This window comes from Klebsiella sp. D5A (genome assembly GCF_001620885.1).
GTDB classification, from domain to species: Bacteria; Pseudomonadota; Gammaproteobacteria; order Enterobacterales; family Enterobacteriaceae; genus Klebsiella; species Klebsiella variicola.
Map to the genome: position 1 here is coordinate 1 of NZ_LOAR01000006.1, position 23,105 is coordinate 23,105.

Consider the following 23,105-nt stretch of genomic DNA (forward strand, 5'->3'; position numbering starts at 1 on the left):
TGTGAAGTGATTCACATCCGCCGTGTCGATGGAGGCGCATTATAGGGAGCTCTCCGGGAATGACAAGCGGAAAAATACAATTTTATTTCAACCGCTCATCTTTTAAACGCAACGCTTATTTTTGCTGCTTTTTAATCGCCGCAGGCAGCTCTGCCAGGCTATTTAGCACCCAGTCAGCCGCTTTTTCCGCTTCTTCAGTCAGGGGCTTACCGGTACGCACCAGCACTTTAGTACCGACATCTGCCGCCGCAGCAGCCTGCATATCTTCCAGTTTGTCCCCTACCATATAGGAAGAAGCCATATCGATATGCAGATAATCGCGGGCGGAGATCAGCATCCCCGGATGCGGTTTACGACAATCACAAGTCTGACGGTACTCCTCCACCGCACCCTGCGGGTGATGCGGGCAATAGTAGATACCGTCCAGGTCGACGCCACGATCGGCCAGAGACCAGTCCATCCATTCGGTCAGCGTTTCAAACTGGGCTTCGGTAAATTTACCGCGAGCAATACCGGACTGGTTAGTGACCAGCACCAGCGCATAGCCCATCTCTTTTAGTTCGCGCATCGCGTCAATGACGCCATCGATAAATTCAAAATTGTCGATTTCGTGGACGTAGCCATGATCGACATTAATAGTGCCGTCACGGTCGAGAAAAATTGCGGGTACTGACTTTGCCACCGGTTTGCTCCTGAAAAAGGCTAGTGCCGTTAGTATCGCATGTTTCAGCATGCAAGAAAGTGCTCATTATAAAGAGTCAGATTGATTTAGACGTCTGGATGCCTTAACATCCATTTCATTGACAGGCATCGCCTGGATACGGCAGAAGAAAATGCCACGGCAAACGGCTAAACGATAATAAATAACTGATGATTAAACTTTCCAATATCACCAAAGTGTTCCAGCAGGGGAATCGCAGCATTCAGGCGCTGAATAACGTCAGCCTGCATGTCCCTGCCGGACAAATTTATGGCGTCATCGGTGCCTCCGGCGCCGGTAAAAGTACGCTGATTCGCTGCGTCAACCTGCTGGAGCGCCCGACCGAGGGCAGCGTACAGGTTGACGGTCAGGAATTGACTGCACTGTCGGAAAAAGAGCTAACCCGTGCGCGCCGTCAGATTGGCATGATTTTCCAGCATTTTAACCTGCTGGCCTCCCGGACCGTTTTCGGCAACGTCGCGTTGCCCCTGGAACTGGATAACACCCCGCAGGCAGAAATCAAACGCCGTGTGACGGAGCTGCTGGATCTCGTCGGTCTGGGTGATAAGCACGACAGCTACCCGGCTAATCTCTCCGGTGGCCAGAAACAGCGCGTCGCTATTGCCCGCGCGCTGGCCAGCAACCCGAAGGTATTGCTGTGCGATGAAGCCACCAGCGCCCTCGACCCGGCCACCACCCGTTCCATTCTCGAACTGCTGAAAGACATTAACCGGCGTCTGGGACTGACCATTCTGCTGATCACCCACGAAATGGATGTGGTGAAACGCATCTGCGACTGCGTGGCGGTCATTAGCAACGGTCAACTGATCGAGCAGGATACGGTGAGCGAAGTCTTCTCCCATCCGAAGACGCCGCTGGCCCAGCAGTTTATTCAGTCCACGCTGCACCTCGATATTCCGGATGACTACCAGGCGCGCCTGAAATCTACCGCCGCAGCGGATAGCGTGCCGATGCTGCGTATGGAATTTACCGGCCACTCCGTCGATGCGCCGCTGCTCTCTGAAACCGCGCGTCGCTTCAATGTGAATAACAACATTATCAGCGCGCAGATGGATTATGCCGGCGGGGTGAAGTTCGGCATCATGCTCACCGAAATGCACGGTACACAGGAAGACACTCAGGCGGCCATCGCCTGGCTGCAGGAACATCATGTAAAAGTAGAGGTATTGGGTTATGTCTGAGGCAATGATGTGGCTGCTGTTGCGCGGCGTATGGGAAACGCTGGCAATGACCTTTGTCTCCGGCTTCTTCGGTTTTGTCCTTGGTCTGCCGGTGGGCGTGCTGCTGTATGTGACCCGGCCGGGGCAAATCGTCGCCAATGCCAAACTGTACCGTACTCTGTCGGCGCTGGTGAACATTTTCCGTTCCATTCCGTTCATTATCCTGCTGGTCTGGATGATCCCGTTTACCCGCGTAATCGTCGGCACCTCGATCGGCCTGCAGGCGGCAATCGTTCCGCTGACGGTGGGCGCCGCGCCGTTTATCGCCCGCATGGTGGAGAACGCCCTGCTGGAGATCCCGACCGGGCTCATCGAAGCTTCCCGCGCGATGGGCGCCACACCGCTGCAGATCGTCCGCAAGGTTCTGCTGCCTGAAGCGCTGCCGGGGCTGGTCAACGCCGCCACCATCACGCTTATTACCCTGGTAGGCTACTCCGCCATGGGCGGCGCGGTGGGCGCCGGTGGTCTGGGGCAGATTGGTTATCAGTACGGTTATATCGGCTACAACGCAACGGTGATGAATACCGTACTGGTGTTACTGGTTATTCTGGTTTATTTAATTCAATTCTCTGGCGATCGTATCGTCCGGGCTGTGACTCATAAATAACGTTATTGGCAGACAACACTCATTCTTACAGGAAGGAAATAACATGGCCTTTAATTTCAAAACCTTTGCGGCAGTTGGCGCGTTAATCGGTTCTCTGGCGCTGGTGGGTTGCGGTCAGGATGAAAAAGATCCGAATCATATTAAAGTCGGCGTTATCGTCGGGGCGGAACAGCAGGTCGCTGAAGTTGCGCAGAAAGTGGCAAAAGAGAAGTATGGTCTCGATGTTGAGCTGGTGACCTTCAACGATTACGTGCTGCCAAACGAAGCGCTAAGCAAAGGCGATATCGACGTGAACGCCTTCCAGCATAAACCGTATCTCGACCAGCAGATTAAAGACCGTGGCTATAAGCTGGTCTCCGTTGGCAACACCTTCGTCTATCCGATCGCGGGTTACTCGAAGAAAATCAAATCGCTGGACGAACTGCAGCCGGGCTCGCAGATCGCCGTCCCGAACGATCCGACTAACCTCGGCCGTTCCCTGCTGCTGCTGCAGCAGGTGGGTCTGATCAAACTGAAAGACGGCGTGGGCCTGCTGCCAACCTCTCTGGATATCGTCGAGAACCCGAAAAACCTGAAAATTGTTGAACTGGAAGCGCCACAGCTGCCGCGTTCGCTGGACGACGCACAGATTGCGCTGGCCGTCATCAACACCACTTACGCCAGCCAGATTGGCCTGACCCCGGCGAAAGACGGTATCTTTGTTGAAGGCAAAGAGTCTCCTTACGTGAACCTGATTGTGGCGCGTGAAGACAATAAAGATGCTGAGAATGTGAAGAAATTCGTTCAGGCTTACCAGAGCGATGAAGTTTACGAAGCGGCGAACAAGATCTTTAACGGCGGCGCAGTGAAAGGCTGGTAATCTTTTCTCACCGTAATATCATTCAGGACGGGCTTCACGCCCGTCTTGTCATTTATGCAAGCACCTGATTCAATAACGCCCTGTTTTTTATTCATTGAGGAAATACTATGCGTGCTTTACCGGTCTGTTTGTTAGCACTCATGTTAAGCGGTTGTTCCATGCTAAGCAGATCCCCCGTTGAACCTGTTCAAAGCACTGCAACCCCCCCGGTTAAATCTGAGCCGAGCAAACCACGCGCAACCCGTCCGGCGCCGGTACGTATTTATACCGATGCGTCAGAGCTGGTGGGAAAACCGTTCCGCGATCTGGGTGAAGTGACTGGTGAGTCATGCCAGGCCTCAAATCAGGATTCTCCGCCGAACATCCCAACCGCCCGCAAGCGTCTGCAGGTGAATGCGGCACGCATGAAAGCCAATGCCGTCCTGCTTCACCGCTGCGAAGTGACCAGCGGCACGCCAGGCTGCTACCGTCAGGCGGTTTGTCTGGGCTCGGCGCTTAACGTTTCGGCACAATGAGTGCATTCCAGTTCGCGCAGATAGGCGTTATCCGCTCGCCGTATAAAGAGAAATTTGCCGTTCCTCGCCAGCCTGGTCTGGTGAAACACGGCGGCGGAGAACTGCATCTGGTTGCGCCCTACAACCAGGCCGACGCCGTGCGAGGCCTGGAAAACTTCAGCCATCTGTGGATCCTGTTTGTGTTTCATCAGACCATGGAAGGCGGTTGGCGTCCGACGGTGCGCCCTCCCCGACTGGGAGGCAATGCGCGGATGGGCGTCTTCGCCACCCGTTCGACGTTTCGCCCCAACCCCATCGGCATGTCGCTGGTTGAGCTGAAAGGCATTCGCTGTCAGAAGGATCAGGTGATCCTGGAACTCGGTAGCCTCGATCTCGTCGACGGGACGCCGGTGGTTGATATCAAACCGTATCTTCCTTTCGCCGAAGCCCTGCCGGATGCCAGCGCCAGCTATGCGCAACAGGCGCCGCTGGCGGGTATGAACGTCAGTTTTACACCGGAAACAGAAGCACAGTTACTGACCCTGGAAAAACGCTACCCGCATATCAAAGCGTTTATCCGCGAAGTATTGGCGCAGGATCCGCGCCCGGCCTACCGTAAAGAGGAAGAAGCAGGAAAAAATTATGCCGTCTGGTTGCTGGATTTCAACGTCCGCTGGCGGGTGATTGCCTCTGGTTTTGAAGTCTTTGCCCTCGAAGCGCGCTAATTTTATTTTTCCTCTCTTTTGGCATCTTTGCCACACTGGTAAACTAAACCACTTTTTTTGTTTCAGGCTGGGCAACCAGCCTGTTCCGCTCGTTTAACTGGAACCGTTACAACATGCGTACTAGCCAATATCTGCTCTCCACTCTGAAGGAGACACCTGCCGACGCCGAGGTAATCAGCCACCAGCTGATGCTGCGCGCCGGGATGATCCGCAAGCTGGCCTCCGGGTTATACACCTGGCTGCCGACCGGCGTGCGCGTCCTGAAAAAAGTCGAAAACATCGTGCGTGAAGAAATGAATAATGCCGGTGCGATCGAGGTGTTAATGCCGGTCGTTCAGCCTTCTGAACTGTGGCAGGAGAGCGGTCGCTGGGAGCAATATGGCCCGGAACTGCTGCGCATTGCCGATCGCGGCGATCGCCCGTTCGTCCTCGGACCAACCCACGAAGAGGTCATTACCGATCTGATCCGCAACGAGCTGAACTCCTATAAGCAGCTGCCGCTGAACTTCTATCAGATCCAGACCAAATTCCGCGACGAAGTGCGCCCGCGTTTCGGCGTGATGCGCTCCCGTGAATTCCTGATGAAAGATGCTTACTCTTTCCATACCTCTCAGGAATCGCTGCAGGAAACCTACGACGCGATGTATACCGCTTACAGCAAAATCTTCAGTCGTATGGGGCTGGATTTCCGTGCGGTACAGGCTGACACCGGTTCTATCGGCGGCAGCGCCTCTCATGAATTCCAGGTGCTGGCGCAGAGCGGCGAAGACGATGTGATCTTCTCCGACAGCTCCGACTACGCGGCAAACATCGAGTTTGCGGAAGCCGTTGCGCCAAAAGAGCCGCGCGCAGCCGCCACCCAGGAGATGACCCTGGTTGATACGCCGAACGCCAAAACCATCGCCGAGCTGGTTGAGCAGTTCGACCTGCCGATCGAAAAAACCGTGAAGACCCTGCTGGTGAAAGCGGTTGAAGGTAGCGCCTCCCCGCTGGTTGCCCTGCTGGTGCGCGGCGATCACGAGCTGAACGAAGTGAAAGCGGAAAAACTGCCGCAGGTCGCCAGCCCGCTGACCTTCGCCACCGAAGAAGAGATCCGCGCTCTGGTGAAAGCGGGTCCGGGCTCCCTGGGTCCGGTGAACCTGCCGATCCCGGTGGTTATCGACCGTACCGTCGCGGTAATGAGCGATTTCGCCGCTGGCGCTAACATCGATGGCAAACACTACTTCGGCATCAACTGGGATCGCGACGTCGCGACTCCGGAAGTTGCTGATATTCGTAACGTCGTTGCCGGCGATCCGAGCCCGGACGGCAAGGGTACTCTGCTTATCAAGCGCGGTATCGAAGTGGGCCACATCTTCCAGCTGGGTACTAAGTACTCTCAGGCGATGAATGCCGCAGTTCAGGGCGAAGATGGCCGTAACCAGATCCTGACCATGGGTTGCTACGGTATTGGGGTGACCCGTGTGGTGGCCGCCGCTATCGAGCAGAACTTTGACGATCGCGGGATTATCTGGCCAGACGCCATCGCGCCGTTCCAGGTGGCAATTCTGCCGATGAATATGCACAAGTCCTATCGCGTGCAGGAGCTGGCCGAGAAGCTGTACGCCGAGCTGCGTGCGCACGGCATCGATGTGCTGATGGACGACCGTAAAGAGCGTCCGGGCGTGATGTTCGCCGATATGGAACTGATCGGTATTCCGCACACCATCGTGCTGGGCGATCGGAACCTCGATAACGATGATATCGAATACAAGTATCGTCGCAATGGTGAGAAGCAGCTGATTAAAACCGGTGATATCGTGGAATATCTGGTTAAAGCGATAAAAGGCTAAGCAACCACCTCAGGGCCCTGAACGGATGTCAGGGCCTTTTTTTTACAAGGAAAGTACCCATGACTGCACCTATCCTCAGCAGCGGATTGCTTACTTCCGCCCTGCTGCTGCTTACCGCCTGCACCATAGACGTCGGCCGCAGCGCCGCTTCCGCATCCGCTACCGAGGGCCGCTCCCCGCCATGGGCTGTCACTCTCCAGCGTCAAAGCTCGATTTCCGGCAGCGGGCTCCACGAAATTGACGAAAGCGATCTCAGTTCCGGCGACCTGCTCTTCTCGTCCAGCCTGGGTATCACTTCGCTTGGGATCCGCGCCTTCAGCGCCTCTTCCGTTAGCCACGTCGCACTGTATCTTGGCGAGGGTCAGATCGCGGAAGCCACCGGCGCTGGCGTACAGGTGATTTCTGTTCAGCAGGCGCTGGCGCATAGCGATAAACTCTTTGCCCTCAGGGTGCCCGACCTGACGCCGGACCAGGCAACGGCGATGAAAAATTTTGTCTGGCAGGTCAAAGACAGCGGGTATAACTATCGCGGCATTATTCAGTTTATCCCTTATATGGTCACCAAACCGCTCTGCTCGCTCAACCCTTTCTCGCGTAACTTTCGTCAGCAGTGCGTGAGCGGCCTGGCCAAAGCGCAACTGGGCGATGCGGCAAGCGCCGACAAGAAAGCGTGGTTTTGCTCGGAGTTTGTCAGCGAGGCCTTCGTCAGAGCCGGGCATCCGCTGACCCTGGCGCAGGCGGCGTGGATAAGTCCTTCCGATCTGCTGCACATGCGGGAAGGAGACGTCGCCACGTTTAAACCCGAAACGCAGCTACAGTATGTCGGGCATCTGAAACTGGGCGTTTATCTTCAGGCCGGCAAGCTGGTGGGGCTGAATAAACCGAAGGACGATGCGGAGTAAAGAAAAGATTTGCGCTTTTCCGCCAGCCAGACCCACGCTCACTCTGTATATGACAGGGCGAATAGCAGGAGCAAGTAGGGGGACTGTGTGGGATCATCCCCTGCCCGTTTCCCGGGCAGGGGCCTGACAATCAATGGCTACAGTCTTTACCGGGAATAAATTTGCCGGCCTGGTCCGTCATCAGCGTCTTCATCATTTCGCCGGTGTCCGGGTTCGCCTCGAGGGTAAAGTGCCCCTCCACCACCAGCAGCACCGGTCGTGAATCATTGCCGCGGGCAGCGGCATAATCCCGCTCAAGCTGGGCATTGTTCGCCACCGCGACGCGTTTACCGGTCGCGCAATCGGTAAAGGTTGCCGCATCGGCCATATAGAAATACATGCCGCGCATCGCCATCGGGGTGGTCGGCAGGCTGGCCTTCACCGGCTCCAGGGTATAATTGAGAGGAGACTGAACGGGGCTCCCGTTGCGGTCAAGCATCTCCAGCTTGTCGCCCTTCGCGCGAAAATATGATTTCTCGCCTTTGCTGTCGGTCAGCACCAGTTTATCCGCTGTGCGAGCCCAGGTGCCATAAGAGGCAAAAGATGACGGTTCACGACGAGCGCCCTGGTAGTGCTCGTTCATCACCCAGGTACCGTCTTTTTCCAGGAACAGCGAGGTGTCGATACCTTCACAATCCGCGCAAGGCAGCACCCCACGCCAGCTTTGCTGCATCGGTTTGAGCTCTTCCATCGCCGCTGGCTGTACGGTGTCAGTCTCGGCGCGATGGTTACAACCAAACAGCGCGAACAGCGAGCAGGCCGCTATCACGGAGAATACGATTTTCTTCACTTTGCTTTCCTTATCATCCATTTCACCCGTTCGCCGACGTCTTCACTGGCGAACTTTCCCACGCAGCGCCTTGACTGAGGACTTCTGTGCCTTGGAAGCAAGGCGTCGCTCTTTGGATGCCCGAGTCGGTCGCGTCTCCCGGCGACTTTTTTGCACTGCGGTTAATTCTTTTATGAGGGCCACCAGCCGGGCAATCGCCGCTTCGCGGTTCATCTCCTGGCTGCGGTATTCCTGAGCCTTAATGATAACCACACCGTCAGCAGAAATTAAGTGGTGCCTGGCGGCGAGCAGGCGCTCTTTGTAAAACTCCGGCAGGCTTGAAGCTTTAATATCAAAGCGCAGATGGATTGCCGTCGACGCTTTGTTCACATGCTGGCCCCCGGCCCCCTGGGCACGAATACCTTCCAGCGTGACCTCGTTATCGGCAAGGGTCACGCTGCGGCTAATGGTAATCATGCCGGTGCTTGCCAGGACGTCAAATGAATTTCCAGATTATTCCGAGCATCGGATAACCAGATACTACCGTCCTGCAGAGTGGCCTGCAGTGTCATGGTACGGTCGGCAAAGGCGCTAAGCTGCGCCAGTTGCGCGTCATCAAGATACCAGATGGTTAACTTCGGGTACGCCGCAAGCTTGTTCTGATTCTGCTGCCACCAGATTTCAGCGGCCCGGCTATTATAGGCAAACAGCGCCACCGCCTGCGCCCGTGAGCAGGCTTTCTTAATCCGCCGCTCATCCGGCAGACCCAGTTCGATCCACAGATCGACCCCGAGATGATCGTTAAGCAGCCACAGCTCCGGCTCGTCGTCCGACGACAGGCCGCGGGTAAACTGCAGCCGTTCATCGGCATATTTGATCCACGCCAGCAGGCGCAGCATCATGCGCTCCTGGGTTTCCGAGGGGTGCTGCGCCAGCGTCAGGTTAGCATCCAGAAACTGGTTGCGATCCAGATCGGCTACATTTACCGCAGCTTTATATATTGTCGCTTTCAGCGCCATGAATAAACTCCTGAAAAGAATGGCGGACATTGTAGCGAAACTGGCGGCAAAAGGCTGTCGTCAATCGCAGCAACCTGTTTCATCCTGCTGAAATTGCTTAAATGACTATGATATAGTTCCCTTGCTAAACAGAGTTTATCTTCGTAGGCTTAAACTTGCATCCCACGGTTGAGTCAGAACGCTGACAGGAGGGCATGTGGACCACTATTGTGAGTTAATACGCAAGCGGTATGCGGAAATAGCCAGCGGAGACTTAGGGTATATCCCGGATGCGCTGGGTTGCGTGTTGAAAGTATTGAATGAGATTGCGGCGGATGAGGCCCTTTCGGAGTCAGTCAGGGAAAAGGCCGCTTATGCGGCAGCAAACTTACTGGTGAGCGATTATGTCAATGAATGATACTTATCAACCCATTAACTGCGATGATTACGACAACCTGGAACTGGCTTGCCAGCATCACCTGGTGCTGACGCTGGCGCTGAAGGATGGCGAACAGCTGCAGGCAAAGGCCAGCGATCTAATCTCGCGTAAAAATATCGAGTATCTGGTGGTCGAACTCGCCGGCAACGTCCGCGAGCTGCGCCTGGATAAAATCGCCAGCTTCAGTCACCCGGAAATCGGCACCGTGGTGGTGAGCGAATCCTGAATCAAAACGGGCTTAACCGCCCGTTTTCCTCCATGACAGCCTGACCCCTTCCCCGTCCTTCACTTCACCTTCGGTGGTCACAAACAGATCGTCCGCTGCAGCGATCGGCGTTTCGCCGTAAAACAGCAGCGGCGTAGTGTCTCGTCGCCAGGGAGGAACGCCCAGCTCCTGCCAGATCTTCTTCAGCTTACGTCCGCCGTGGCGTCCGACGATATGCAGATGGCCGCTGGCGCGAAAGCGGACAGTGACCGGCTCATCCGCAGACGGCGGGCGCAGCCTGCCGCCGGGCTGCAGCATCAGCTCGCCGAGACCGTCTGCCAGCCGCAGCGGCTGGCGCCAGTCGGGCCAGTGCTGGACACTTTCCGTCTGGCCGGGAAGATACTTCACCCAGTACAAACGCTGTTGAAAACGGCGGACGGTAAAATCCCCGAGCCGCAGACAAGGGCTGGCATCTTCCCGCGCCAGCGCCACCTCATGCCAGAGGCGCTCTGGCACCTCCCGGGCTGGCATCGGCGCCTGCTGCCCGGCGAGCCAGCGACGCAGCAGCGCCGCGCGACGGGGTGGGCTCATCGACGTCAGAGGCGTGATAGCCAGCGAGCCATCTTCGGCCACCAGCGACGCCAGCTCCGCCGCCAGCATTTCGTCCAGCAGTTGTTCCTGCTCGGCGCACAGGCTGGCGCTGCGGGCAACGGCCTCGCTAAAGTGCGGCCAGCGCTCGCGCAGGACCGGGATCACCCGCAGGCGCAGAAAGTTGCGGTCATAGGTATCGTCCTGATTACTCTCATCTTCAATCCACGACAGCTGATGGGCGAGCGCCCACTGGCGTAGCGATTCGCGGGTTTCATTGAGGAGAGGACGCAGTAGTCGACTGTCGGCAAAGGCAGAGGATGGCGCCATCGCCGACAGACCAGTAGGACCGCTGCCGCGTTTTAACGCCAGCAGCAGCGTTTCGCACTGGTCATCCTGGTGCTGAGCGGTCACTAACACCTCGCCGGCATTGAGCGTATCCTGAAAGGCCTGATAGCGCGCCGCACGGGCATGGGCCTCCACGCCGAGACCGCCCCTGGCTAACGTCACATGATGCACCACCAGCGGCACCTGCCACTGCAGGCAAATCTGCCGACAATGCGCCACCCAGTCGTCTGCATGGGCGCTCAGGCCGTGGTGAACATGCACCGCCCGCAGCGTCAGCGAGGGATCCTGTTCCCGCAGCAGCACCAGCTGGTGCAGGAGAACCGTCGAATCCAGACCGCCGCTGAAGGCCACCAGCAGCTGGCGATGGGGATGAAGCGTATGCGCAATATCAGCCGTCATATCCACGAACATACCGAGAAGTGATGGCCCGGCACGTTACCGGGCCAGGGTCGCGCTGGCAAGGTTTACTGCTGATATATTTCCAGCGGCAGGTCGTCCGGATCGCTAAAGAAGGTAAAGCGTTTGCCGGTAAAGGGATCGACGCGAATCGCTTCGCACTCGACGCCATGCGCCGTCAGATGCGCTACCGCGGCGTCGATATCATCCACGCTAAAGGCCAGATGACGCAGCCCGCAGGCTTCGGGGCGACTGGGGCGGGCCGGGGGAAACGGGAACGAGAACAGCTCAATCACGTACTCGCCATTGAGCGCCAGATCGCCCTTCCAGGAGTCGCGCTCGGCGCGATAGAACTCACTTTGCAGCGTAAACCCCAGAATATCGCAATAGAACGCTTTACTGCGGGCGTAGTCAGTCGCAATGATGGCAATATGGTGAACCCGTTTCAAACCCAGCATGGTCAAACTCCTTCTGTTAAGCCAGCCACGTTACTCGTGCGCGCCGTTAACGCGCAAGCCTTTCGTCATTTTTTAAGACTCGTACCCGATACACGCCGTCCTCATCGCGCTTCGCCCCGTGAATATCGGTCTCAAACCCCGGATAATGACGGCCGATGGAGCAGAGCATCAGCAGGAAATCGAGCACTGCCCGGCTCTCCTCCGTGATCATCTCTCCCGGCATCAGCAGCGGTACGCCCGGTGGATAAGGGAGGATCATGTTGGCCGAAATCCGGCCGACCAGGTTCTCCAGTTCAATGGTTTCCACCTCACCCTTAATCTGGCGCTGCCAGGCGTGATGCGGCGTCATTTTCATTTCCGGCAGGACGTCAAAGGCGCTGAGCATCAGCTGCGGCAGCTGGTGCTGACGGATCAAGCGGTGGATCCCCTGTGCCAGATCCTGGATCCGCATGTTGCGGTAGAAGTCGGGATCTTCCGCGTACAGATCCGGCAACATATTTTTCACCCGCAGATTAAGATCGTAGGCGCGTTTGAACTCGGTCAGACCGCGCAGCAGCCCCATCGCCCGGGTTTTATCAATACCGATGCTGAACAGGAACAGCAGGTTGTAGGGGCCCGTTTTTTCCACCACCACGCCCCGCTCGTCGAGGAACTTCGCCACCAGCGCCGCCGGGATCCCCTCTTCATCCATATTCCCCTGCTCGTCCATGCCCGGCGTCAGAATGGTGACCTTCACCGGATCGAGATACATATGATCCGCATCGGCATCTTTGAAACCGTGCCAGTCTTCGCCAGGCGCCACCGGCCAGCACTCGGCTTTATCCACCGCTTCCGGCTGCCAGATATCAAAGAACCAGCCGTCCGACTCCTCGCGCAGTCGCTGCACCTCTTTGCGGAAGTCCAGCGCCCGCTCAATGGAGCGCTGGATCAGGCGCTTACCGGAGTTACCGCGCAACATCGCCGCCGCGGTCTCAATTGACGCGACGATGGGATAGCTCGGCGACGTCGAGGTATGCATCATAAAGGCTTCATTAAAGGTCTCTTCATCATAGTTGCCCTTAATGTGGATCAGCGAGGCCTGCGACAGCGCGGCCAGCATCTTATGCGTGGACTGCGTCTCGAAGATGACTTTTCCGGGGATCCGCTCACCGCTCATGCCGCTTTTCCCCTGATATATCGGATGGAAATGGGTATAGGGCACCCAGGCGGAATCGAAATGGATCGACGGGACGTCGAGCGTCTCCTTAAGCCAGGTGGTGTTATAGAGCAGACCATCGTAGGTGGAGTTGGTGATCACCGCATGCACGGGCCACTGCGCCCCGCCCGTGTCGCGCACTTTCTGCTGAATGCTGTCGCGGGTAAATTCGCGCCGGGGGATACCGCCGAGGATCCCCAACGCGTTGCGGGTCGGCTTCAGCCACAAGGGAACCACATCGCTCATCATCAGCAGGTGGGCCAGTGATTTGTGACAGTTACGGTCAATCAGCAGCGTGCTGCCGGCGGGCGCCGAGTACATACCGACAATTTTGTTGGACGTCGAGGTGCCATTGGTCACCATGTAGCTCTGTTCAGCGCCAAAGGCGCGGGCAATATACTCCTCCGCCTCCAGATGCGGGCCGGTATGATCCAGCAGGGAGCCCAGCTCGGTGACCGAAATCGAGACATCCGCCTTCAGCGTATTTCCGCCAAAGAAATCATAGAACAGGCAGCCCACCGGGCTTTTCTGATAGGCGCTACCGCCCATATGGCCCGGTGTACAAAAGGTATACTTCCCCTCCTGTACATAGTTAAACAGCGCGCGGGTAAACGGCGGGGTGATATTGTCCAGGTACTCGCGGGTATACTGCCCAATGCGGGTGGCGATCTCTTCGGAGAGTCCCAGCGCATATTCGAAGAACCACAGCGTCATGCGTAGATCTTGACTGCTGACGTCCATCGTGGAGTGGGCATTAATAAAGGCGTACAGGGGCAGATATTCATTGAGCTGATTGATATCGCTGCACAGATCGACGCTGTATTCATCCCAGTCGAAGATCACCCCGCAGATGCGCGGGTTGTGCTCAATAAACTGCAGCAGGTCGGCGCTGTTTTGCGGCCAGATGGTCTGGAAGCCCTGGCGCTGCAGCGCCGCTTCCAGTTCTTTGATCGGCTCGTCTTTATGGTAGACGCCGTGAGGCCCCATGATGGCGATGATATTCACGCTTTCCTCCTGGTATTCACCTAAGTCAAGCATCATAGCAATCCCCTGGGCGCATCGCACACAAAAAAAGGGCCGGAAAATCCGGCCCTTAGTGTTTTTCGCTAGCGGAAAACTTAGGCGTAACCGTAGCTCATCAGACGCTGATAGCGGCGGTTCAGCAGCTCTTCTTCGCTGAGCAGATCGAGATCGGCCAGGTCTGCCAGCAGCTGCGCTTTCAGGCTCGCTGCCATTGCTTCCGGGTTGCGGTGCGCGCCGCCCAACGGTTCCTGAACGATAGAATCAATCAGCTTCAGCTCTTTCAGACGCGGTGCGACGATACCCATCGCTTCCGCGGCCAGCGGTGCTTTATCCGCGCTTTTCCACAGAATGGACGCGCAGCCTTCCGGCGAAATCACCGAATAGGTGCTGTACTGCAGCATATTGACCTTGTCGCCCACGCCAATCGCCAGCGCGCCGCCGGAGCCGCCTTCGCCGATCACGGTGCAGATAACCGGCACGCTCAGACGCGACATCTCACGCAGGTTGCGGGCAATCGCTTCCGACTGGCCGCGCTCTTCCGCGCCGACGCCCGGGTAGGCGCCAGGGGTGTCGATGAAGGTGATGATCGGCATTTTAAACCGCTCGGCCATTTCCATCAGGCGCAGCGCTTTGCGGTAGCCTTCCGGGGCCGGCATACCAAAGTTGCGACGGATCTTCTCTTTGGTTTCGCGACCTTTCTGGTGGCCGATGATCATCACCGGACGACCATCAAGACGCGCGATACCGCCGACAATCGCTTTATCGTCAGCGTAGGCGCGGTCACCGGCCAGTTCGTCAAATTCGTCGAACGCCAGGCGGACATAATCCAGGGTATAAGGACGGCGCGGGTGGCGCGCCAGTTGCGCAACCTGCCATGCACCGAGATCGGCGAAGATTTTGCGCGTCAGCTCTACGCTTTTCTCGCGCAGACGATGCACTTCTTCGTCGATGTTAATATCCAGTTTCTCATCCTGACGGCTTACCGCAGTCAGGGAATCGATTTTCGCTTCCAGCTCTGCAATCGGCTGTTCAAAATCTAGGAAATTCAGACTCATAGTATTCCTGTATTAGTCAAACTCCAGTTCCACCTGCTCCGAGCCGATAAGGCCACGCAGATCGTTAAGTAAACGATCGCTCGGAGAGACGCGCCATGTTGCGCCGAAACGCAACCGCGCGCGTGCATCCGCCCTCTGATAGTAGAGGTGCACTGGAATGGTTCCCGAACGGTGGGGTTCCAGAGACTGACGGAGTCGGTTTAAAAGCTGGTCATCAATTTGCCTGTCCGTCAGCGAGATAGCAAGCCCGCGAGCATATTTTTCCCGGGCTTCGTCAATGTCCATGACTTCGCGGGCGGTCATTTTAAGCCCCCCGCTAAAGTCATCAAAGCTGACCTGTCCGCTGACGATAAGTATGCGGTCTTTTTCCAGCAACTGCTGATATTTATCCAGCGCGTCGGTGAACAACATCACCTCCAGACGCCCGGAACGGTCATCCAGGGTACAGATGCCGATACGATTGCCGCGCTTGGTGACCATTACCCGCGCCGCAATCACCAGCCCCGCCGCCGTGGTCACTTTACCACGATCGGTCGGATGCATGTCTTTGAGCCGCACGCCGCCGACGTAGCGCTCAATCTCTTTCAGGTACTGGTTAATCGGGTGCCCGGTCAGGTATAGCCCCAGGGTTTCCCTTTCACCATCCAGCACCACCTGCTCAGGCCATGGCTGGCAGCTGGCGTAGGACTGTTCTATTTGTTCAGGCTCTTCCGCCAGTACGCCGAACATATCGGCCTGGCCAATAGCCTCCGCTTTCGCGTGCTGGTCGGCGGCTTTCAACGCATCGCCCAGCGAGTTCATCAGCGCCGCGCGATGCGGACCGAGACGATCGAACGCCCCGGACATAATCAGTTTTTCCAGCACCCGGCGGTTGAGCTTTTTAATATCGGTCCGCGCGCAGAGGTCGAACAGCTCGCGGAAATAACCGCCATTGTTGCGCGCCTCAATGATCGCTTCGATCGGCCCTTCGCCAACGCCTTTGATGGCGCCGATGCCGTAGACAATCTCGCCGTCGTCGTTAACGTGGAAATGGTACAGGCCGGAGTTAATATCCGGGGGCAAAATTTTCAGCCCCATGCGCCAGCACTCGTCCACCAGGCCAACGACCTTCTCGGTGTTGTCCATATCGGCGGTCATTACCGCCGCCATAAACTCAGCCGGATAGTGCGCCTTAAGCCACAGCGTCTGGTAGGAGACCAGCGCGTAGGCGGCGGAGTGCGACTTGTTAAATCCGTAACCGGCGAATTTCTCCACCAGGTCGAAGATTTTCATCGCCAGTTCGCCGTCAACGCCGTTTTTCTTCGCCCCATCTTCAAAGATAGAACGCTGCTTGGCCATCTCCTCCGGTTTTTTCTTACCCATCGCACGGCGCAGCATATCCGCGCCGCCGAGGGTATAACCGGAGAGCACCTGGGCAATCTGCATGACCTGTTCCTGATACAGGATAATGCCGTAGGTCGGCTCCAGCACCGGTTTCAGGCTCTCATGCTGCCACTGCACGTCCGGGTAGGAAATCTCTTCGCGGCCGTGCTTACGGTCGATAAAGTTATCTACCATCCCCGACTGCAGCGGACCCGGGCGGAACAGGGCCACCAGCGCGATCATATCTTCGAAGCAGTCAGGCTGCAGACGCTTAATCAGATCTTTCATGCCGCGCGATTCAAGCTGGAAGACCGCGGTGGTTTCCGAGCGCTGCAGCATGTCGAAGCTTTTCTTGTCATCCAACGGGATAGCGGCGATATCCAACGGCCCTTCGCCGTTTTTCGCCCGCCGCTTGTTGATCATCTCCAGCGCCCAGTTAATGATAGTGAGCGTACGCAGACCGAGGAAGTCGAATTTTACCAGCCCGGCGTATTCCACGTCGTTTTTGTCAAACTGGGTAACCGGATGCAGCCCCTGCTCATCGCAATACAGCGGCGCAAAGTCGGTAATTTTAGTGGGAGCGATAACCACCCCACCGGCGTGTTTACCGGCGTTTCGCGTCACCCCTTCCAGCTTACGCGCCATGTCGATCAGCGCTTTAACTTCTTCGTCCGCCTCATAGATTTCCGGCAGCTGCGGTTCGGCTTCAAACGCTTTCGCCAGCGTCATACCCGGATCGGGCGGCACCAGCTTGGAGATACGGTCGACAAAGCCGTACGGGTGACCCAGCACGCGGCCCACATCGCGGATGACCGCTTTCGCCGCCATGGTACCGAAGGTGATGATCTGCGATACCGCATCGCGGCCATACATGTCCGCCACGTGCTCAATAACCTGGTCGCGTTTCTCCATGCAGAAATCGACGTCGAAGTCGGGCATCGAGACACGTTCCGGGTTAAGGAAACGTTCGAACAGCAGGTCGAATTCCAGCGGATCAAGATCGGTGATCTTCAGCGCGTAGGCCACCAACGAGCCGGCGCCGGAACCGCGGCCCGGGCCAACCGGCACGCCGTTATCCTTCGACCACTGGATAAACTCCATGACGATCAGGAAGTAGCCCGGGAACCCCATCTGGTTGATCACCTGCAGTTCAATATCCAGACGCTGGTCATACTCCGGGCGCTTTTCAGCACGGACGGCAGGATCCGGGAAGAGGAATTCCAGCCGCTCTTCCAGACCCTCTTTCGATTTCATGACCAGGAAATCTTCCGTGGTCATATCGCCGGTCGGGAACTGCGGCAGGAAATATTCGCCAAGCCGCACGGTGACGTTGCAGCGTTTGGCGATCTCGACGCTGTTCTCCAGCGCTTCCGGGATATCGGCGAACAGCTCGCACATCTCCTCCTCACTGCGCATATATTGCTGCGGCGAGTAGTTGCGCGGCCGTTTCGGGTCGTCGAGCGTAAAGCCGTCGTGGATCGCGACGCGGATTTCATGGGCGTCGAAATCGCTGGTGTCGAGGAAGCGGACATCGTTGGTCGCCACCACCGGCAGGCCGCGCGCTTCCGCCAGCGCCACGGCGGCGTGGAGATAGGCCTCTTCATCCTGACGACCGGTGCGGATCAGCTCAAGAAAATAACGGTCCGGGAAATGCTCTTCATAGAACGCGACGCACTGTTCCACTAACGGCATATTGCCGCGGATCAGGCTAACGCCGACGTCGCCTTTACGGCCGCCGGAAAGCAGAATCAGCCCTTCCTGGTGTTCCACCAGCCAGTCGCGGTCAATCCACGGCCCCAGCGCGCCGTAGCCGCGCTGATAGGCGCGGGAAATGAGCAGCGTCAGGTTCTGGTAACCGGTGTTGTTCGCCGCCAGCACGGTCAGCTCGGTAAACTCATCGCCGAGCAGGTCGCACTGCACGTGAAAATCGGCGCCGACAATCGGCTTAATACCCGCGCCGTGTCCCGTCCCGTAGAACTTCACCAGCCCGCACAGGTTGGTGAAATCGGTGATCGCCAGCGCCGGCATGCCAAGCGAGGCCGCCTTCTTGACCAGCGGCCCGGTCTTTGCCAGCCCATCGATCATGGAATAGTCGCTGTGCACCCGCAGGTGTACGAAACGTGGTTCAGCCATCTTTAGATCCCGGTGACTTAGTTGGACGCCAGGCCCAGGGCACGCTTCACCGGACCAAAACTGCGCCGGTGATGCTCTGTTGCGCCGTGTTCCTGCAGCTTCTGCAGGTGAACAGCGGTGGGATAGCCTTTATGCTGGGCAAATCCGTAGTGGGGAAATGCGAGGTCCAGCGTGGCCATTTCGGCGTCACGAGTGACTTTTGCCAGAATAGACGCTGCGCTGATTTCTGCCACCCGGCTGTCGCCTTTCACCACCGCCAGAGAGGGCATCGGCAGCGACGGACAGCGGTTGCCATCGATCAGGACAAACTCAGGAACAATGCTCAGGCCGGCGACGGCGCGCTGCATCGCCAGCATAGTGGCATGCAGAATATTCAGCTCGTCGATTTCGTGCGGCTCGGCACGCCCCAGGCTCCAGCACAGCGCTTTCTCTTTAATCTCATCGCACAGCGCCAGGCGACGCTTTTCGCTGAGTTTTTTGGAATCATTCAGACCCACAATCGGCTTCGCCGGATCGAGGATCACCGCCGCGGTCACGACCGCGCCAACCAGCGGCCCGCGGCCAACCTCATCAACGCCGGCAACCAGATGGGTATGCGGATAGACGAACTCCATCATTGTTTTGCTAACTCCAGTACGGCGTCCGCGGCCTGCTCATCGGCGTTGCAGCGGATCTGCTGATGCAGCGCGCGGAACGTCTCATGCATCTCGTGGCTGGTTTTGCCATCGGCCAGCAGCGGCTGCAGGGCGGCGGCCAGCGCCTGCGGCTCGCACTCATCCTGCAGTAGCTCTTTGACCAGCTCGCGACCGGCCAGCAGATTCGGCAAGGAGACGTAGTCGGTTTTCACCAGACGCTTTGCCAGCCAGAAGGTGAACGGCTTCATGCGGTAGCCAACCACCATCGGGCACTTCGCCAGCATGCACTCCAGCGCCGCCGTCCCGGAGGCCAGCAGCGCGGCGTCGCTGGCGATCATCGCATCGCGCGCCTGACCGTCCAGCATATGCACGATCATATCCGGCGCCGTCTCAGCTTTGATTCGCTCAAACTGCTCCCGCCGTTTGGCATTGACCAGCGGCACTACCACCTGCAAATCGGGATAGGTGACGCGTAACAACTGCGCGGTTTTCAGAAAGTCCGCGCTGAGCATTTCGACTTCCGCGCCGCGGCTGCCGGGCAGCAGCGCCAGACAGCGCACATTGTGCGGGATCCCTAACCGGTCGCGCGCAGCGCCTTTGTCAGGATCCAGCGGCATCGCATCCGCCATGGTATGGCCGATAAAGCGGCAGGGGACGTTAAATTTGTCATAAAACGCTTTTTCGAAAGGCAGAAAAGCCAGCACCAGGTCGGTCGCTCTGCCGATTTTGAAAACGCGTTTTTGTCGCCAGGCCCAGACCGACGGGCTGACGTAGTGAATCGTTTTGATGCCCTGCTTTTTCAGATTCCCTTCGAGGGTAATATTGAAGTCAGGGGCGTCGATGCCGACGAAGACATCGGGGCGCAGCTCGCCAAAGCGGCGGGTAAGATCGGCGCGAATATGCAGGAGACGGCGTAAGCGACCGAGCACCTCAACAATGCCCATCACCGCCAGCTCTTCCATTTCGTACCAGGCTTCGCACCCTTCCGCCTGCATCAGCGGCCCCGCCACGCCGACAAAGCGCGCGTCAGGGATGCGCGCTTTGAGAGCCCGGATGAGGCCTGCACCAAGAATATCGCCGGAGGTTTCTCCGGCGACCAGGGCAATCGTCAGGGGACGCGGTTCAGCCATTAACGAATCAAGCCGCGAGTGGAACGGGCAAAGAAATCAACAAACGGCTGAACTTCAGGATGCTGAGTCGCCAGTTCGGCGATTTCCGGTTTGGCTTCGTCCAGCGTTTTGCCGCTGCGGTACAGCAGTTTATACGCGTTACGAATCGCGGTAATCGCCTCACGGCTAAAGCCGCGGCGTTTCAGCCCTTCGATGTTGACGCCAAACGGCGTCGCGTGGTTACCCTGGGCAATCACGAACGGCGGAACATCCTGCGCCACGCCGGAGCATCCGCCTACCATGACGTGTGCGCCGATGATGCAGAACTGGTGTACTGCGGTCATGCCGCCGATGATGACGAAATCATCCAGAGATACGTGACCGGCCAAGGTTGCGTTATTGGCCAGAATGCAGCGATCGCCAAGCGTACAATCGTGCGCCACATGGGCGTTGATCATCAGCAGGTTATCGTTGCCCACCTTTGTTAATCCACCGCCCTGTACTGTGCCGCGATGAATGGTGACGCTTTCGCGGATGCGGTTGCGATCGCCAATTTCCACCCGGGTCGGTTCGCCAGCATATTTCAGATCCTGGTTAACTTCGCCGATGGAAGCGAACTGATAGATCTCATTGTCACGGCCGATTTTGGTATGGCCGTTAACGACGACATGAGACTTCAGTACGGTGCCTTCGCCAATTTCGACGTTAGCGCCAACAATACAAAACGGACCAATGTGAACGTTAGCACCAATGACGGCGCCTTCTTCTACAATGGCGGTAGGATGAACAAAAGCGGTTTTATCAATCACGTATCAGGCCTCCCGGCTACGCGCACACATCATCGTCGCTTCGCAAACCACTTTACCGTCAACCAGCGCGACGCCTTTGAAACGGGTCAGGCCGCGGCGGGTTTTCTCGAAAGTGACTTCCATAATCATCTGATCGCCTGGTACTACCGGACGTTTGAAGCGCGCTTCGTCGATGCCTGCGAAATAATACAGCTCGCCTGGCTCCAGTTTTCCGACGCTTTTAAATGCCAGAATCCCGGTGGCCTGCGCCATCGCTTCCAGAATCAGCACGCCAGGCAAAATCGGCTTACCAGGGAAGTGCCCCTGGAAAAACGGCTCGTTTACAGAAACATTTTTTACTGCGCGCAGAAAACGACCTTCTTCAAAATCCAGCACGCGGTCTACCAGCAGGAACGGGTAACGGTGAGGCAGAAGTTCCAGAATCTCTTCAATGTGCAGAGTATGAGTGTCAGTAGTCAAAATACTCTTCCTGTCTAAATGTACTAAAAGGCAATAATAACACGGCCTGCGGCAATCTTTTAGCGAATGCAACAGGCCGGAAATGTCATGTGACCAAATGATGAATTAGTCTTGTTGATTAACCTTGCGCTCAATCGCTTTCAGGCGCTTGCTCATCTCGTCAATATTCATCACCAGCGCCGCAGTTTTACGCCACGCCTTGTTCGGCTGCAGCGGAATACCGGAGGAGTATACGCCAGGTTCAGAGATAGGACGCATCACCATCCCCATCCCCGTGACGGTGACTTTATCGCAGATTTCCATATGGCCGTTAATCACGCTGGCGCCGCCAATCATGCAGTAGCGGCCAATTTTCAGGCTGCCCGCCATGATAACGCCGCCGGCAACCGCGGTATTGTCGCCAATCACCACGTTATGCGCAATCTGACACTGGTTATCAATGATAACGCCGTTACCGATAAGGGTATCGTCCAGCGCGCCGCGATCGATGGTGGTGCAGGCGCCAATCTCCACGCGATCGCCAATAATGACGCGACCCAGTTGCGGGATCTTGACCCAGTTACCGCGATCGTTAGCATAACCGAAGCCATCCGCGCCGATCACCGTGCTGGACTGGATCAGGCAATTCTCGCCGATCTCAATCTCATGGTAAATGGTCACATTGGCCCACAAACGCGAGCCGGCACCGATTTTCGTATTTTTCCCAACGAAGCAGCCTGCGCCGATCACCACGTTATCGCCCAGTACAACACCGGATTCGATAACCGCGTTAGCGCCGATCGCCACGTTGTTACCCAGCTTCGCCGACGGATCGATGACCGCGCTCGGCGCGATATCCTGTGCCGGCTGCGGCGTGGTATCAAGAATTTGAGCCATGCGCGCGTAGGTCAGGTAGGGATTACGCACTACCAGCGCGGCGCTATGGGCAAAAGGCAAATCATCCTGCGTCATGACAACGGCAGAAGCCTGACAAGCGGCCAGGTGTTCACGGTACTTAGGGTTGACCATGAAAGTGATTTGGCCCGTTTTCGCGCTCTGCATGGACGCAACGCCGGTGATGACGATATCGCCATCACCGTGTAATTCTGCATCCAACTGCTGCGCGAGATCAGCCAGTCGAATTGAAGGCATTACTTATTTAACCTGTTTCAGCACATCAGCGGTGATGTCTTTTACATCGCTGCTGTTGTATGCAACGGCATTTGCGTCAACCACCAGATCGATGCTCTGATCTTTCGCTACGCTCTGTACAGCAGTCTGGATGCGGGTAACCAGTTTGCCACGCTCTTCGTTGGAACGACGTGCGCGATCCTGTTCAAACGCCTGCGCTTTCTGGGAGAAGGTCTGGCGCTGAGCCATCACGTCTTTTTCCAGTTTGGTACGATCGGCGCCCGGCTTCATGGACTGCAGACGCTGCATTTTAGACTGCAGGTCGCCTTCCATACGCTGCAGTTCGCTAGCGCGGCCTTTGAACTCGTTTTCCAGCGTGTTGGAAACGCCAGTTTTCTGGGCAACCTGTTGGAACAGGCTGTTCATGTTCACCAGGGCAATTTTATCTGCCGCCTGAGCGGAAGTTACCATTGCCAAACCCAGACCTGCAGCTAATAACCACTTTTTCACAATAAACTCCTTACCATCCCATGAGTACCCAGGGGTACCGTTATTTGCGTGGCGAGGCGATAACCGCGTTATCGCCTACAGTCAGCGCTATACTGCACTTGCATT

24 protein-coding genes are annotated in these 23,105 nt (G+C 57.0%); 9 read left to right on the plus strand and 15 right to left on the minus strand.

Features of this window, described 5'->3' with window-relative positions; translation table 11 throughout:
* Positions 1-115: 115 nt before the first annotated feature.
* Positions 116-682 carry a D-glycero-beta-D-manno-heptose 1,7-bisphosphate 7-phosphatase gene (gene gmhB / locus AS136_RS09670; protein WP_008807333.1) on the minus strand — a complete coding sequence of 189 codons (567 nt, stop codon included), beginning with the start codon at positions 680-682 and terminating at the stop codon, positions 116-118.
* Positions 683-870: 188 nt separating this feature from the next.
* Here gmhB and metN point away from each other — a divergent pair, with 188 nt between their 5' ends.
* The 7 genes from metN (at position 871) to AS136_RS09705 (ending at position 7,360) form a co-directional block, all read left to right on the plus strand.
* Positions 871-1,902, plus strand: coding sequence for a methionine ABC transporter ATP-binding protein MetN (gene metN, locus AS136_RS09675; protein ID WP_012968897.1), 1,032 nt, complete (start codon positions 871-873; stop codon positions 1,900-1,902).
* Positions 1,895-2,548, plus strand: coding sequence for a methionine ABC transporter permease MetI (locus tag AS136_RS09680; protein ID WP_004204478.1), 654 nt, complete (start codon positions 1,895-1,897; stop codon positions 2,546-2,548). The genes metN and AS136_RS09680 overlap by 8 nt, the downstream gene beginning before the upstream one ends.
* A gap of 43 nt (positions 2,549-2,591) precedes the next feature.
* Positions 2,592-3,407, plus strand: a complete 816-nt coding sequence (metQ, locus tag AS136_RS09685; protein ID WP_008807336.1) for a methionine ABC transporter substrate-binding lipoprotein MetQ — start codon at positions 2,592-2,594, stop codon at positions 3,405-3,407.
* 107 nt (positions 3,408-3,514) lie between these two features.
* The gene (rcsF, locus tag AS136_RS09690; protein ID WP_008807337.1) at positions 3,515-3,922 is read left to right on the plus strand and encodes an Rcs stress response system protein RcsF; all 408 of its coding nucleotides are present in this window, start codon (positions 3,515-3,517) and stop codon (positions 3,920-3,922) included.
* Positions 3,919-4,626, plus strand: a complete 708-nt coding sequence (gene tsaA, locus AS136_RS09695) for a tRNA (N6-threonylcarbamoyladenosine(37)-N6)-methyltransferase TrmO (protein ID WP_008807338.1) — start codon at positions 3,919-3,921, stop codon at positions 4,624-4,626. The genes rcsF and tsaA overlap by 4 nt, the downstream gene beginning before the upstream one ends.
* Positions 4,627-4,739: 113 nt before the next feature.
* On the plus strand, positions 4,740-6,458 hold the full coding sequence (gene proS, locus AS136_RS09700) for a proline--tRNA ligase (protein WP_012968899.1): 1,719 nt from the start codon (positions 4,740-4,742) through the stop codon (positions 6,456-6,458).
* 59 nt (positions 6,459-6,517) lie between these two features.
* On the plus strand, positions 6,518-7,360 hold the full coding sequence (locus tag AS136_RS09705; RefSeq protein ID WP_063266756.1) for a YaeF family permuted papain-like enzyme: 843 nt from the start codon (positions 6,518-6,520) through the stop codon (positions 7,358-7,360).
* 130 nt (positions 7,361-7,490) lie between these two features.
* Here AS136_RS09705 and nlpE read toward each other — a convergent pair whose 3' ends face one another.
* From nlpE to AS136_RS09720, 3 genes are read right to left on the minus strand one after another with little or no spacing between them, the layout of a single operon-like run.
* Positions 7,491-8,189, minus strand: a complete 699-nt coding sequence (gene nlpE, locus AS136_RS09710; RefSeq protein WP_012542804.1) for an envelope stress response activation lipoprotein NlpE — start codon at positions 8,187-8,189, stop codon at positions 7,491-7,493.
* A 42-nt stretch (positions 8,190-8,231) separates the two neighbouring features.
* Positions 8,232-8,645 (minus strand): alternative ribosome rescue aminoacyl-tRNA hydrolase ArfB, encoded by a 414-nt coding sequence (gene arfB / locus AS136_RS09715; protein WP_008807342.1) that lies wholly within the window; start codon positions 8,643-8,645, stop codon positions 8,232-8,234.
* Positions 8,642-9,187 carry a YaeQ family protein gene (locus AS136_RS09720; protein WP_012968902.1) on the minus strand — a complete coding sequence of 182 codons (546 nt, stop codon included), beginning with the start codon at positions 9,185-9,187 and terminating at the stop codon, positions 8,642-8,644. Before AS136_RS09720 ends, arfB begins: the two co-directional genes overlap by 4 nt.
* Before the next feature lie 196 nt (positions 9,188-9,383).
* Here AS136_RS09720 and AS136_RS09725 point away from each other — a divergent pair, with 196 nt between their 5' ends.
* Both AS136_RS09725 and rof read left to right on the plus strand, forming a co-directional pair.
* On the plus strand, positions 9,384-9,584 hold the full coding sequence (locus AS136_RS09725) for a YaeP family protein (protein ID WP_002889429.1): 201 nt from the start codon (positions 9,384-9,386) through the stop codon (positions 9,582-9,584).
* Complete coding sequence (rof, locus tag AS136_RS09730) at positions 9,571-9,831, plus strand: Rho-binding antiterminator (RefSeq protein WP_002889424.1); 261 nt, start codon at positions 9,571-9,573, stop codon at positions 9,829-9,831. The genes AS136_RS09725 and rof overlap by 14 nt, the downstream gene beginning before the upstream one ends.
* Before the next feature lie 12 nt (positions 9,832-9,843).
* Here the strand turns inward: rof and tilS are convergent, their stop codons facing one another.
* From tilS to skp, 11 genes are all read right to left on the minus strand, one after another.
* Positions 9,844-11,157, minus strand: a complete 1,314-nt coding sequence (gene tilS, locus AS136_RS09735; protein ID WP_032740443.1) for a tRNA lysidine(34) synthetase TilS — start codon at positions 11,155-11,157, stop codon at positions 9,844-9,846.
* Positions 11,158-11,210: 53 nt separating this feature from the next.
* Complete coding sequence (locus AS136_RS09740) at positions 11,211-11,600, minus strand: VOC family protein (protein WP_002889387.1); 390 nt, start codon at positions 11,598-11,600, stop codon at positions 11,211-11,213.
* A gap of 46 nt (positions 11,601-11,646) precedes the next feature.
* Positions 11,647-13,800 (minus strand): lysine decarboxylase LdcC, encoded by a 2,154-nt coding sequence (locus AS136_RS09745; RefSeq protein ID WP_004204462.1) that lies wholly within the window; start codon positions 13,798-13,800, stop codon positions 11,647-11,649.
* A gap of 113 nt (positions 13,801-13,913) precedes the next feature.
* Positions 13,914-14,873, minus strand: a complete 960-nt coding sequence (accA, locus tag AS136_RS09750; RefSeq protein WP_008807345.1) for an acetyl-CoA carboxylase carboxyl transferase subunit alpha — start codon at positions 14,871-14,873, stop codon at positions 13,914-13,916.
* Positions 14,874-14,885: 12 nt separating this feature from the next.
* Positions 14,886-18,368: a DNA polymerase III subunit alpha gene (gene dnaE / locus AS136_RS09755; protein WP_008807346.1), complete on the minus strand. Its 3,483-nt coding sequence runs from the start codon at positions 18,366-18,368 to the stop codon at positions 14,886-14,888.
* Between the two features lie 17 nt (positions 18,369-18,385).
* Positions 18,386-18,985: a ribonuclease HII gene (rnhB, locus tag AS136_RS09760; RefSeq protein ID WP_012542806.1), complete on the minus strand. Its 600-nt coding sequence runs from the start codon at positions 18,983-18,985 to the stop codon at positions 18,386-18,388.
* Positions 18,982-20,133, minus strand: coding sequence for a lipid-A-disaccharide synthase (gene lpxB / locus AS136_RS09765; protein WP_008807348.1), 1,152 nt, complete (start codon positions 20,131-20,133; stop codon positions 18,982-18,984). Before lpxB ends, rnhB begins: the two co-directional genes overlap by 4 nt.
* Positions 20,133-20,921, minus strand: coding sequence for an acyl-ACP--UDP-N-acetylglucosamine O-acyltransferase (gene lpxA, locus AS136_RS09770; protein ID WP_008807349.1), 789 nt, complete (start codon positions 20,919-20,921; stop codon positions 20,133-20,135). Before lpxA ends, lpxB begins: the two co-directional genes overlap by 1 nt.
* A gap of 3 nt (positions 20,922-20,924) precedes the next feature.
* Complete coding sequence (fabZ, locus tag AS136_RS09775; protein ID WP_004145858.1) at positions 20,925-21,380, minus strand: 3-hydroxyacyl-ACP dehydratase FabZ; 456 nt, start codon at positions 21,378-21,380, stop codon at positions 20,925-20,927.
* 105 nt (positions 21,381-21,485) lie between these two features.
* Positions 21,486-22,511: a UDP-3-O-(3-hydroxymyristoyl)glucosamine N-acyltransferase gene (lpxD, locus tag AS136_RS09780; protein ID WP_008807350.1), complete on the minus strand. Its 1,026-nt coding sequence runs from the start codon at positions 22,509-22,511 to the stop codon at positions 21,486-21,488.
* Between the two features lie 3 nt (positions 22,512-22,514).
* Positions 22,515-23,000 (minus strand): molecular chaperone Skp, encoded by a 486-nt coding sequence (skp, locus tag AS136_RS09785; RefSeq protein ID WP_002889325.1) that lies wholly within the window; start codon positions 22,998-23,000, stop codon positions 22,515-22,517.
* Positions 23,001-23,105: the final 105 nt, after the last annotated feature.

What these genes read in the sequence shown, in the direction of transcription:
- metN (WP_012968897.1), top strand. Translation starts at nt 871, where the DNA reads ATGATTAAACTTTCCAATATCACCAAAGTGTTCCAGCAGGGGAATCGC.
- AS136_RS09680 (WP_004204478.1), top strand. Translation starts at nt 1,895, where the DNA reads ATGTCTGAGGCAATGATGTGGCTGCTGTTGCGCGGCGTATGGGAAACG.
- metQ (WP_008807336.1), top strand. Translation starts at nt 2,592, where the DNA reads ATGGCCTTTAATTTCAAAACCTTTGCGGCAGTTGGCGCGTTAATCGGT.
- rcsF (WP_008807337.1), top strand. Translation starts at nt 3,515, where the DNA reads ATGCGTGCTTTACCGGTCTGTTTGTTAGCACTCATGTTAAGCGGTTGT.
- tsaA (WP_008807338.1), top strand. Translation starts at nt 3,919, where the DNA reads ATGAGTGCATTCCAGTTCGCGCAGATAGGCGTTATCCGCTCGCCGTAT.
- proS (WP_012968899.1), top strand. Translation starts at nt 4,740, where the DNA reads ATGCGTACTAGCCAATATCTGCTCTCCACTCTGAAGGAGACACCTGCC.
- AS136_RS09705 (WP_063266756.1), top strand. Translation starts at nt 6,518, where the DNA reads ATGACTGCACCTATCCTCAGCAGCGGATTGCTTACTTCCGCCCTGCTG.
- arfB (WP_008807342.1), bottom strand. Translation starts at nt 8,645, where the DNA reads ATGATTACCATTAGCCGCAGCGTGACCCTTGCCGATAACGAGGTCACG.
- AS136_RS09720 (WP_012968902.1), bottom strand. Translation starts at nt 9,187, where the DNA reads ATGGCGCTGAAAGCGACAATATATAAAGCTGCGGTAAATGTAGCCGAT.
- rof (WP_002889424.1), top strand. Translation starts at nt 9,571, where the DNA reads ATGTCAATGAATGATACTTATCAACCCATTAACTGCGATGATTACGAC.
- tilS (WP_032740443.1), bottom strand. Translation starts at nt 11,157, where the DNA reads ATGTTCGTGGATATGACGGCTGATATTGCGCATACGCTTCATCCCCAT.
- AS136_RS09740 (WP_002889387.1), bottom strand. Translation starts at nt 11,600, where the DNA reads ATGCTGGGTTTGAAACGGGTTCACCATATTGCCATCATTGCGACTGAC.
- accA (WP_008807345.1), bottom strand. Translation starts at nt 14,873, where the DNA reads ATGAGTCTGAATTTCCTAGATTTTGAACAGCCGATTGCAGAGCTGGAA.
- dnaE (WP_008807346.1), bottom strand. Translation starts at nt 18,368, where the DNA reads ATGGCTGAACCACGTTTCGTACACCTGCGGGTGCACAGCGACTATTCC.
- rnhB (WP_012542806.1), bottom strand. Translation starts at nt 18,985, where the DNA reads ATGATGGAGTTCGTCTATCCGCATACCCATCTGGTTGCCGGCGTTGAT.
- lpxB (WP_008807348.1), bottom strand. Translation starts at nt 20,133, where the DNA reads ATGGCTGAACCGCGTCCCCTGACGATTGCCCTGGTCGCCGGAGAAACC.
- lpxD (WP_008807350.1), bottom strand. Translation starts at nt 22,511, where the DNA reads ATGCCTTCAATTCGACTGGCTGATCTCGCGCAGCAGTTGGATGCAGAA.